The sequence below is a fragment of the Selenomonas ruminantium AC2024 genome, from assembly GCF_000687995.1.
In the GTDB taxonomy this organism is placed as follows: domain Bacteria; phylum Bacillota; class Negativicutes; order Selenomonadales; family Selenomonadaceae; genus Selenomonas_A; species Selenomonas_A ruminantium_B.
In genome coordinates, this window is sequence record NZ_JIAC01000001.1 from 782618 (window position 1) to 794218 (window position 11601).

11 protein-coding genes are annotated in these 11601 nt (G+C 49.6%); 9 read left to right on the top strand and 2 right to left on the bottom strand.

Annotated features, from left to right (window positions below):
- The first annotated feature begins 9 nt into the window (after positions 1 to 9).
- The 7 genes from P157_RS0103635 to ychF all read left to right on the top strand — a co-directional run bounded on the left by P157_RS0103635 (position 10) and on the right by ychF (position 9319).
- Positions 10 to 669: a DUF4276 family protein gene (locus P157_RS0103635; RefSeq protein ID WP_026759812.1), complete on the top strand. Its 660-nt coding sequence runs from the start codon at positions 10 to 12 to the stop codon at positions 667 to 669.
- Between the two features lie 32 nt (positions 670 to 701).
- Entirely contained in the window at positions 702 to 3821 is a 3120-nt protein-coding gene (locus tag P157_RS0103640) for a type I restriction endonuclease subunit R (protein ID WP_026759813.1), read from the top strand.
- Between the two features lie 72 nt (positions 3822 to 3893).
- Positions 3894 to 5390: a glycerol kinase GlpK gene (gene glpK / locus P157_RS0103645; RefSeq protein ID WP_026759814.1), complete on the top strand. Its 1497-nt coding sequence runs from the start codon at positions 3894 to 3896 to the stop codon at positions 5388 to 5390.
- Between the two features lie 370 nt (positions 5391 to 5760).
- Positions 5761 to 6201 (top strand): ribose 5-phosphate isomerase B, encoded by a 441-nt coding sequence (gene rpiB, locus P157_RS0103650; protein ID WP_026759815.1) that lies wholly within the window; start codon positions 5761 to 5763, stop codon positions 6199 to 6201.
- An 81-nt stretch (positions 6202 to 6282) separates the two neighbouring features.
- Positions 6283 to 7536, top strand: a complete 1254-nt coding sequence (glyA, locus tag P157_RS0103655) for a serine hydroxymethyltransferase (RefSeq protein WP_026759816.1) — start codon at positions 6283 to 6285, stop codon at positions 7534 to 7536.
- 13 nt (positions 7537 to 7549) lie between these two features.
- A complete protein-coding gene (gene upp, locus P157_RS0103660; RefSeq protein WP_026759817.1) occupies positions 7550 to 8188 on the top strand; it encodes a uracil phosphoribosyltransferase in 639 nt (212 codons plus the stop codon).
- A gap of 24 nt (positions 8189 to 8212) precedes the next feature.
- Positions 8213 to 9319 carry a redox-regulated ATPase YchF gene (gene ychF, locus P157_RS0103665; RefSeq protein ID WP_026759818.1) on the top strand — a complete coding sequence of 369 codons (1107 nt, stop codon included), beginning with the start codon at positions 8213 to 8215 and terminating at the stop codon, positions 9317 to 9319.
- 21 nt (positions 9320 to 9340) lie between these two features.
- Here ychF and P157_RS0103670 read toward each other — a convergent pair whose 3' ends face one another.
- Positions 9341 to 10135 carry a carbon-nitrogen family hydrolase gene (locus tag P157_RS0103670; protein ID WP_026759819.1) on the bottom strand — a complete coding sequence of 265 codons (795 nt, stop codon included), beginning with the start codon at positions 10133 to 10135 and terminating at the stop codon, positions 9341 to 9343.
- Positions 10136 to 10169: 34 nt separating this feature from the next.
- On the opposite strand from P157_RS0103670, the gene P157_RS0103675 reads away from it, so the two are divergent.
- Entirely contained in the window at positions 10170 to 10370 is a 201-nt protein-coding gene (locus tag P157_RS0103675; protein WP_026759820.1) for a DUF951 domain-containing protein, read from the top strand.
- Here the strand turns inward: P157_RS0103675 and P157_RS0103680 are convergent.
- Positions 10355 to 10681, bottom strand: a complete 327-nt coding sequence (locus P157_RS0103680; RefSeq protein WP_026759821.1) for a hypothetical protein — start codon at positions 10679 to 10681, stop codon at positions 10355 to 10357. The two genes, P157_RS0103675 and P157_RS0103680, sit on opposite strands and share 16 nt — an antisense overlap.
- Before the next feature lie 133 nt (positions 10682 to 10814).
- On the opposite strand from P157_RS0103680, the gene P157_RS0103685 reads away from it, so the two are divergent.
- Positions 10815 to 11600, top strand: a complete 786-nt coding sequence (locus tag P157_RS0103685; RefSeq protein WP_026759822.1) for a response regulator — start codon at positions 10815 to 10817, stop codon at positions 11598 to 11600.
- Position 11601 lies beyond the last annotated feature (1 nt).

The window sequence follows — 11601 nt, forward strand, 5'->3', positions numbered from 1 at the left end:
GGTAATGCAATGTACTTTCAATTCCTAATAGAAGATAAATCAGGTAAGGTTCTTGTCGAAAAAATCATGGATAAATTATGTGAGGTAGAGAGTAATCTTTTTTATGAATGCAAATATTTCCATGGGATAGGTGGTTTTACGAAGAAAAATACTGTGAAAGAGACTAAGACGGGGAAACTGCTGAATGACCTAGCGACTTACCTTAGAGGGTTCGACAAGAGTTTGAAGTTTATGCCTGATGGTGCTGCTGTTTTTGTGGTTTTAGATAATGATACAAGAGAAACAGAAGTTTTTAGAAATGAACTTGAGCAAGTTGCAATAAGTAATAATATTTCAATAGACCATGTCTTTTGTATAGCTGTTGAAGAGATGGAAGCATGGCTATTAGGGGATGAGGCAGCTATAAAATCAGCTTACCCGGAGGCAAGATTGAATTATTTGAAAAACTATAAGCAGGATAGCATTTGCGGAACCTGGGAGATTTTAGCTGAGATTGTCTATGAAGGTGGCATGAAGCGGTTTGCAGAAGAGTGCCCTACTTTTGTCGAAGCAGGAAGATTAAAAAGTGAATGGGCTGAAAAAATAGGGCAATACATGGATTTAGATAACAACCATTCTCCTAGTTTCCAATTTTTTATTGGAGAAGTAAGACGTAGATTGTCTGCATAGCTGGAAGAAATTAAGCTAAAGGGATGATAGCAATGCCAAACGCATATACCGAAGCGGATTATGAGAGCTCTGTTATGGAGTTATTTGCCGGGCTGGGCTATGAGGTGGTTTATGGTCCGGAGATAGAGCGTGACCAGCGCAGTCCGTTGTATGATGAGGTATTGGAGGATTATATTCGGCGCCTTAATGCAGATTTGCCGGAAGATGCCATTGCGGATGCGCTTTTTAAGCTGCGCAATTTTGATAATGGTGACCTTGTTCTGTGCAATGAAGTCTTTATGGATTATCTGCAGAACGGGGTTCCGGTGCGCTATACAGTAAAGGGGGAGGAACGTGCGGCTATTGCTTATCTGGTGGATTATGATAATCCTGCCAATAACTCCTTTATTGCGGCGAATCAATGGACATATATTGAGAACAGCACCAAGCGCCCGGATGTGGTGTTGTTTCTTAATGGTTTGCCCATTGCCATTATAGAACTCAAGTCTCCTTCCCGTGAGGAAACGGATGCCAGTGAAGCATATTTGCAGCTGCGGAATTATATGAAGGAAATTCCGTCGCTGTTTATTTATAATGCCATTTGTGTAATGAGCGATATGATGACTTCCAAGGCGGGGACTATCACTTCAGGCGAAGACCGTTTTATGGAGTGGAAAACGACGGACGGAAGTTATGAGAATACCCAGTACGCCCAGTTCGACACGTTCTTTGAAGGGATATTTGAACGAAGTAGATTGTTGGACATCCTGCAGAATTTTATCTGTTTCTCTAATGATGGACTGTCAAAGGTGAAAATTTTGGCAGGGTATCATCAGTATTTTGCTGTCCGTAAGGCGATTGACTCAACAAAACACGCTACAGTTACCGATGGTAAAGGTGGCGTGTTTTGGCATACTCAAGGGAGTGGCAAGTCATTGTCGATGGTATTCTATGTACATCTGCTGCAGGCGGCGTTGAACAGTCCAACTGTGGTGGTGATAACAGACAGGAATGACCTTGATGACCAGCTTTATGGACAGTTTGCCAAGTGCAAGGCATTTTTGAGGCAGGAACCTGTTCATGCGGAGAGCCGGGAGCATTTGAAAAACTGGCTGGCAGGACGACAAGCCAATGGGATTATCTTTACAACCATGCAGAAGTTTGAGGAATCAGATGAACCGCTGTCAGAACGACGGAATATTATTGTAATGGCTGATGAGGCACACCGTTCGCAGTATGGGCTGACAGAAAAAATTGTGATGACTCATAATGAGGAAGGTCAGGAAGTTGCCAAGCGCGTGGTAGGTACGGCGCGGATTATCCGCAATAGCCTGCCTAATGCGACCTATATCGGTTTTACCGGTACACCGATTTCTGCCAAGGACAGAAGCACCCGTGAGGTTTTCGGCGATTATATTGATATTTATGATATGACGCAGGCGGTAGAGGATGGAGCAACTCGGCCTGTGTATTATGAGAGCCGGGTTATTAAACTGCATTTGGACGAGGCGACATTGAAACTCATTGATGCTGAGTATGATTTGATGGCACAGAATGCGGATGCTGCTACTATTGAAAAAAGCAAGCGTGAGCTTGGGCAGATGGAGGCCGTTCTGGGGAACGATAAAACCATTAATTCTTTGGTAGAGGATATTCTTGACCATTATGAAAACTACCGGGAAAACTTGCTGACGGGCAAGGCTATGATTGTAGCTTACTCCCGCGCTATTGCCATGAAGATTTATCGGCGTATTCTGGAATTGCGTCCTGCTTGGACGGAAAAAGTTGCCGTGGTTATGATCGAGAGCAACAAAGATCCGGAAGATTGGCGGCAAATTATTGGCAATAAGCATCGGCGGGATGAACTTGCGCAGAAGTTTAAGGATAATAACAGCCCACTAAAAATTGCGATTGTGGTCGATATGTGGCTGACTGGTTTTGATGTGCCGTCTATGGCTACCATGTATGTCTATAAACCAATGAGCGGGCACAATCTCATGCAGGCCATTGCCCGTGTCAATCGGGTGTGGCGGGACAAGGAAGGCGGCCTTGTGGTAGATTATGTGGGGATTGCATCTGCGCTCAAACGGGCTATGAATGATTACACTGTGCGGGATAAGAAGAATTATGGTGATACGGATATTGCTAAGGTGGCCTATCCAAAATTCCTTGAGAAATTATCTGTTTGCCGGGATTTGTTCTATGGCTATGATTACAGAAAATTTTCCACTGGTTCAGATTTGCAAAGGGCGAAAACGATAACCGGTGCGGTGAACTTCATCGTTGACCGGGAGAAGGACAAGGAAAAAGATGCCTTCATCAAGGAGGCGCTGCTTCTCCATCAAGCACTTTCGCTTTGTTCGTCTATTGCACCAGAGACTGAACGGTTTGAGGCAGCATTCTTTGAAGCGGTGCGGGTTCTTGTCCTGCGGTTGACCCATCAGGGGACAGGGCAGAAGATTTCTTTGCCGGAAATGAATCAACGGATTAATGACCTTTTGCAACAAAGCATCAAGAGTGATGGTGTTATTAATCTTTTTTCAGATGTAGAGCGGGAGTTTTCCCTGTTTGACCCTAAGTTTTTGGAAGAAATCGCCAAGATGAAAGAGAAAAATTTGGCGGTGGAGTTGTTAAAAAAACTTATTGCCGAGCAGGTACAGATTTATCGTCGTACCAATGTGGTGAAGTCAGAGAAGTTCAGTGAAATCATCCAGCGGGCAATGAATGCTTATCTCAATGGGATGTTGACCAATGAACAGGTGATAGAGGAACTTTTGAATCTCGCCAAGCAAATATCCAAGGCACAGCAGGAAGGAAAACAATTAGGGCTGACTGCTGATGAGCTGGCTTTTTATGATGCGTTGACCAAGCCGCAGGCAATTAAAGATTTTTATGAGAATGAAGAACTTATTGCCATAACGAAAGAGCTGGCGGATACGCTGCGCCGGAACCGCACCATTGACTGGCAGAAAAGGTCAAGTGCCAGAGCGAGAATGCGTATGCTGATTAAAAAGCTCTTGAAAAAACATAAATATCCGCCAGAGGGTATGGAAGATGCGGTGCAGACGGTAATGCTACAATGTGAACTTTGGACGGATAATAGTGTTGATATGCAATATGAATTTGAATCAGAAATGCCGTTGGCGGCAGAGACAAAGGCGAGGTATGATTGATATATTGCGCAAAGAAACTACTTATTATATACTATTCCTAGTGATTTAATGGAATGAAGGATGTGGTACTCGATGAGTGAAAAGTATGTTTTGGCGCTGGATTCGGGCACGATTAAAAACCGCGCAGTTATTTTCAACTCTAAGGGCGAAATGGTTTCCTATGCGGAAAAGAAAATCAGCGTGAACAAGCCGCACAAAGGCTGGGTGGAGCAGGACCCGGATGAAATCTGGAGCACGCAGCTGTGGACGGCTAAGGAAGCTATTCAGCTGGCGAAGATTTCCCATCGGGACATTGCGGGCATCGGTGTCACCAACCAGCGGGAGACGACCATTGTCTGGAACAAGAATACGGGCCGTCCCATTTATCCGGCTATCAGCTGGGAATCCCAGCAGACGGAAGACATCTGCAAACGTCTGGTTAATGCTGGCCTGCAGGAGGAAATCAAACAGAAGACCTCGCTGGTTATCAATCCCTATTTCTCGGCTACAAAACTCTGCTGGATTTTGGAAAATGTACTAGGCGCCAAGGAGATGGCAGAAAACGGCGAACTGCTGTTCGGTACGGTGGACACTTGGCTCATGTGGAAACTCAGCGGCGGAGAGATTTTTGCTACGGATTATTCCAATGCTTCCCGTACCATGATGTTCAATCTGCGCAATTTGGACTGGGATGATGATATTCTGGAACATCTGGGCATTCCTCGCAAGATGCTGCCGGAAGTGTGCCCTTCCAGTCATGTTTACGGTGAGACGGATGCGGCGGTTATCGGTTCCCGGATTCCCATTGCGGGCTGTATCGGCAACCAGCAGGCGGATTTGTTCGGCGAAGCCTGCTTCAAGAAGGGCATGGCCAAGAATACTTATGGCGAAGGCTCCTTCTTCCTGATGAATGCGGGCAAGAAGTACCACAGCTCGAAGAACGGCCTGATTACTACGATTGCCTGGGGCATTGGCAAGGAAATCACCTATGCACTGGAAGGCAGTGTGCTGGTGTCTGGTGCCACTTTGAAATGGGTCAAGGAAGGTCTGGGGCTTATCGATTCCCTGTCGGATTCCGAGTGGCTGGCCAAGCAGGTGCCGGATGCGGACGGCGTTTATTTCGTTCCCGCCTTCCGCGGCCTGTCGGCGCCGTACTGGGATATGGAAACCAGCGGCATGATTATCGGCATCAACGAGGATACCCAGCGTGCCCATATCGTGCGGGCGGCTTTGGAAGCGCTGGCTTATCAGGTGCGTGATGTATATGAATCCGTTGTCTCGGATACGGGCATGGATATCAAGAGTCTGCATGTGGATGGCGGTGCCAGCCAGAACCATGCATTGATGCAGTTCCAGGCTGACCTCCTGAATATCCCGGTAATCCGTCCTTACGTGGCGGAAACCACGGCGCTTGGCGCCGCCTTTATGGCAGGTCTGGCCACCGGCGTATGGGAAAGCGTGGATGAGCTCAAGAAACTCTGGCGGGAAGGTATGCGCTTTAAGCCGGCTATGAGTGAAAGAGGGCGTGCAGCACTTTATGATGGGTGGCAGGAAGCTGTTTCCCGCGTAATGGGCTGGCCTAACAAGTAAATTCGATATGTGGGGGCTGGGCGGTTTGCCACCGCTCAGCTGTTGCAGTTGAAGTGCAAAAAAGAAAAAGTAACTACGAGTGGGGCGGGCAGCCCTGCCGAAAGCGAAGCGTTTTGCCTAAGGGCGTCCGAAAAGGATTTTTGCTTACCTTAGTGTTATCGGGAAAAGTCTACTGTTTGAGCGCAGCGAGTTTTGACTTTTCCCGATACTTAATGGAAGGGCAAAAATCCTTTTCAGCCCGCAGGCAAGAGCTGAGCGTCGGCAGGGCTGCCCGCCCCACGAAGGCAATTATTACCTGTTAATTTTGGGTAGGATTTTTTCGCTTATTGTGCTAAAATGTAATTTAGTATGTATGAAAGGCGGGAATTTCATGAAAATAACGATTGGCAGCGATCACGGCGCTGTCCAGCTCAAAGAAGAAGTCAAGATGGTTCTGAAGGAATACGGCGACGTTGAGGTAAAAGATGTCGGCACCTTCGGTACCGATTCTGTTGATTACCCGGATATTGCCGAAAAGGTTTGCGGTGATGTCGTAAGCGGCAATGCCGACCGCGGCATTGTGCTCTGCGGCACCGGCATTGGCATTTCCATTGCTGCCAACAAGATTAAGGGCATCCGCTGCGCACTCTGCAATGATGTGTTCTCGGCCAAGATGAGCCGTCAGCACAATGATGCCAACGTGCTGGCCATGGGCGGCCGGGTATTGGGCTTTGGCCCTGCCGGGGAAATCGTCCGGGCCTTCGTGGAAGGCAAATTTGAAGGCGGCCGCCATGAACGCCGGGTAAATAAAATCATGGCTCTGGAAAAATAAGCAAGATTAAAGCAAGTAAGGTAGTGAAAGTCAGGTAAAGTTTTTTGGTCCGAGCCACAGTGGCTCAAAGGAGGCAACCACATGAATCTTATGGAAATTCTGCAGCAGTCGGATCCAGACGTAGCAAAGCATGTAGGCAGTGAGCTGAACCGCCAGCGGGAAAAGCTGGAGCTTATCGCGTCGGAAAACATTGTAAGCAAAGCTGTGCTGGCAGCTCAGGGCAGTGTGCTTACCAATAAGTACGCGGAAGGTTATCCTGGCAAGCGTTATTATGGCGGCTGCGAATTCGTGGATGAAGTGGAGACTCTTGCCATTGAGCGGGCCAAGAAACTCTTTGGTGCAGAGTATGCCAATGTGCAGCCTCACTCCGGTGCGCAGGCCAATATGGCCGTGTTCTTTGCCCTTTTGCAGCCCGGTGATACGGTGATGGGCATGAACCTCAATGATGGCGGCCATTTGACGCATGGTTCCCCGGTCAATATGTCCGGCAAGTACTTCAAGATTGTGCCTTATGGCGTGGACAAGGAAACGGAAACCATCGACTATGATGCATTGGAGGCGCAGGCTAAGGAATGCAAGCCGAAGCTCATCGTGGCAGGCGCTTCTGCCTATGCCCGCACGCTTGATTTTCCGCGTCTGGCCCAAATCGCGCACGGTGTTGGCGCCTATCTGATGGTGGATATCGCGCATATTGCCGGCCTTGTGGCGGCAGGTGAACACCCCAGCCCCATTCCCTATGCGGATGTGGTGACGACCACCACCCACAAAACCTTGCGCGGCCCGCGCGGCGGCATGATTCTCTGTAAAGATGCAGAGTTCGGCAAGCAGTTCAACAAGGCGGTATTCCCCGGCATTCAGGGCGGCCCCTTGATGCACGTTATCGCGGCTAAGGCTGTGGCTTTGGGTGAAGCGTTGAAACCGGAGTTCAAGGAATACGCCAAGCAGGTCATTAAAAATGCGGCAGTGCTGGCGAAAACCTTGCAGGAGGAAGGCTTCCGCATTGTGTCCGGCGGTACGGACAACCATCTGATGCTCGTAGACCTTACGAACAAGGGCATTACGGGCAAGGTGGCGCAGACGGTGCTCGACGAAGTGAACATCACCGCCAACCGCAACACCATTCCCTTTGAACCGCTGTCTCCCTTTGTGACTAGCGGCCTGCGTCTGGGTACGCCTGCCCTCACTACTCGTGGCTTTAAGGAAGCCGATTTGCAGGAAGTCGGCAAAATCATCGCGCTTGTTTTGAGCGATGTGGAAAATGAGGAAAAGAAAGCAGAAGCACGTAAGCGGGTAGCCGCTCTGTGCAAAAAATACCCGCTTTATGCCGGTATGTAAAAGGAGAAAGAAAATGTCTGATAAGCTTAATGTAAATGTAATTGACCATCCCCTGATTCAGCATAAACTCACCATGATGCGCCAGAAGGACACGGGCACGAAGGATTTCCGCGAACTCCTCGAAGAAATCGCCATGCTCATGACCTATGAAATCACCCGGGATTTCCCGCTGAAAGACATTGAAATTGAAACCCCGGTATCCAAGTGCACGGCCAAAGTGCTGGCTGGCAAGAAGGTAGGCGTTGTGCCTATCCTGCGCGCAGGCCTTGGCATGCTGAACGGCGTGGTTAACATGATTCCCGCTGCCCGCGTTGGTCACGTGGGTATGTACCGTGACCCCAAGACCTTGAAGCCGGTGGAATACTACTGCAAGCTGCCCGGTGACGTGGAAGAACGCACGCTGATTGTGGTTGACCCCATGCTGGCCACGGGTGGCAGTGCTTCCGCAGCCCTGACCCTCTTGAAGGAAAAAGGCGCAACCAGCCTGACGCTCATGTGCCTCGTGGCTGCTCCCGAAGGCATCAAGGTTATCAACGAAGACCATCCCGATGTGCCGGTTTATGTAGCCGCTGTTGATGAAAAACTCAACGAAAAGGGCTATATCGTACCGGGCCTCGGCGATGCCGGTGACCGTATTTTCGGTACGCTGTAAGAAGTAACAAAGGAATGAAAGAAATTGAGTAATTTAGAAGTCGGCATTGTGGGCCTGCCCAACGTGGGCAAGAGCACCCTCTTTAATGCCATCACTAAGGCCGGAGCAGAAGCGGCCAACTTCCCCTTCTGCACCATCGAACCCAATGTAGGCGTAGTAGCTGTTCCTGATGAACGCCTGAACGTTCTGCATAAGATGTATGATTCCAAGAAGACGACCCCGGCTTCCGTCCGTTTCGTGGACATTGCGGGCCTTGTAAAGGGCGCTGCCAACGGCGAAGGCCTCGGCAACAAGTTCCTCGAACACATTCGTCAGGTAGATGCTGTGGCTCATGTGGTGCGTTGCTTTGACGATGCCAACATCACCCATGTAGAAGGCGGCGTTGACCCGCTGCGCGATATCGACATCATTCAGACGGAACTGTGCCTGGCTGACCTCGAAGTCGTGGAAAAGCGCATCATGCGTCTGGCTAAGATTGCCAAGTCCGGCAACAAGGAAGCCAAGGTGGAAGATGAAATCCTGCGCCGTATCAAGGAAAGCCTCGACAATGGCAAACCGGCCCGTCAGGTGGAACTCACCGCAGACGAGCTCGAAATGATTAAGGACATCAACCTCTTGACATTGAAGCCGACTCTCTATGTCACGAACGTGGCTGAGGATGAAGTGGCTACGGCTTATGAGGAAAATGCCTATGTGCAGAAGGTCAAGGAATTTGCCAAGGCTGAAAACGCTGAGGTTGTAGCTATCTCTGCGCGCGTAGAAGCGGAAATCGCTGAACTCGATGCCGAAGAAGCCAAGGCATTCTTGGAGGATTTGGGCGAAACGGAAAGCGGTCTGGACAGACTCATCAAAGCTGCTTTTGACCTCTTAGGTCTGCAGACCTTCCTGACCGCCGGCCCGGATGAATGCCGTGCCTGGACGATTACCAAGGGCACCACGGCACCGAAGGCCGCTGGCAAGATTCACACGGACTTTGAACGCGGCTTTATCCGCGCCGAAATCGTCAACTATGATGACCTCGTGGCCAATGGCAGTGTAGCAGCTGCCCGCGAAAAAGGTCAGGTTCGCGTGGAAGGCAAGGACTATGTGATGCAGGACGGAGACGTAGTAAACTTCCGTTTCAACGTATAAAAGCATAAGAAAAAACTCCCATTAGTTGGGAGTTTTTTTATAAAGTTCCGGCCGTCTGTCGCCGAATATATCCATTGTCTCTTTGATTTGGGCCTGTATGGGCAGCCGTAGGTTGCTCTGAAGGATTTCTTCATCTTCCCCGGCTTCCGCCAGGATTTCTCCCCAGGGGTCGATGATGGCGGAGTGGCCTGCCAGTTGTTCCTCGCTGCCGTCGATACCTGCTTCGTTGCAGGCGACGACAAAGACCTGATTCTCAATGGCTCGTGCCCGAATCAGGGTTTGCCAGTGGATGAGCCGTTTCAAAGGCCAGGCGGCGGGGAGGAAGAGTACCTGCGTGTCCTCCAGTGCCAGCTTCCGCGCGGCCTCGGGAAAGCGGATATCATAGCAGACTAAGATGCCGCATTTCACGCCGTCCAACGTGAAAGTCACGAGGTTGTCGCCAGCGGTGAAATCTTCGTGTTCCCTGCTGGGGGAGAATAGATGGGTTTTGTGGTAGGTGGCCAGCATGTGTCCGTTGCGGTCGAAGATGTAGCTGGTGTTAAAGACCTTATCGCCAATGGCGTTGGCCACGGTACCGCCGACTACATTGACCTGATATTTTTGGGCGATAGCGGCAAGCGCCTGCCGAGTCTCTTGCCCATCGGCATCGGCATAGGAGAGCACAGGCTTTGGATAGAAACCCAGCCGCCAGAGCTCCGGCAATAGCAGGACATCCGGCCGCGCCTTCATGGCCTGGGCAGCCAGACGGTAGAGAGCGGCGGTATTTTTTTCCGGTGCACCGAGCGTCACCTGCATTTGCAAAACTGCGACCTTCATAACAGTACCTCATTACTCAGGAAAGGAACGAAACATGGAAAAGATAACCTATGAACTGGGCGATATTGTCCGTCTGAAAAAGAAACACCCCTGTGGCAGTTTCAACTGGGAAATCCTGCGGGTTGGCATGGACTTCCGCCTGAAATGCCAGGGGTGTGGCCATCTTATTCTCATTCCCCGCACCAAATTTGAAAAGATGGTCAAGGGAAAAGTGGAAAATCAGCCGAAAAACTGATAGTAGAGGTTAATCAGGAACAGGGCCACAGCCAGACCGATGGAACCCATGCTGGCGGCATTGACATAAGCCTTGATTTTTTCCGAGAAGTTCCCATGACGGTAGAGATAAGTCAGCGTCAGGGAAAGCGTCAGCAAGAAGTACATGGCCCGATTGGTGTTATCGAAATGCTCCCAGCCCACGAAGGTCAGGACGAAGGTGATGGCAATCATAATCAGCAGCAGATAATCTTTGCCTTCCTTGTACTTCGGTTCCTGTTTCACTGCTTTGGGATGCAGCTTGTTCTGCAATTTCTTGTATTGTTTGGACATACTTATAGCTCCTATCTAATGGAATAATATAAAACCTGCTCTTAGTATACCATAGAGCAGGTTTTTTGGCTATTGTGGCGAAGTAAGAAAACAGAGTGACGCAATTAAAAAGTGAAGGGGAGGGCAGACCGTCATGCAGAAAAAAGTCCTGCTGATTCATAAAGGCAAGTCCTTTATGCTCAATACCATTGTAAAAAATCTGGTGGATGATGGCTATGAAGTAGTGGAAGCGGCACCGGAGATGGAAGAAATTGCCGCCCATAAGGGCGAAACGGAACTCATACTCATGTATCTGGGGGATTATGTGGATGATGCTGTCGGTGCTTTGGTATATTTGAAGGATATCTGCACCGAGGAAGATAAGCTCTTAGTCCTCGTGGGCACGGCTACGGAAATCGAAACCGTGAACAAATCCATTCCTGCGGCATTGGTGGCGGCTACCGTGGAACGGCCCTTTGACATGAAGAAACTGGTGGAACAGCTGGACTGGCTGCTGTCCGCTAATGATGACTTAGCCCGGAGAAAAAATATTCTGCTGGTGGATGATGACAGCACCTTCCTCAAGATGGTCAAAGACTGGCTTTCGGCAAAATACCGCGTGACCATTGTGACCTCCGGCGCCCAGGCGCTTATGTACATTGCCGATAACACGCCGGATTTGATTCTCCTTGACTATGAAATGCCGGTGACCTCTGGCCCGCAGGTGTTGGAGATGATTCGTAGCGAATCCAAGGTGGATTCCATTCCCGTGATTTTCCTCACGGGGAAAGGAGACAGGGAAAGCGTTATGAAGGTGCTGGCCTTGAAGCCTGACGGCTATCTCCTGAAATCCATGGAACGGCCGAAGCTGATTGCCGCCATTGATGATTTCTTCGAGAAACGGAAATACCAAAAACTCCACGACAACAATATTCAGTAAA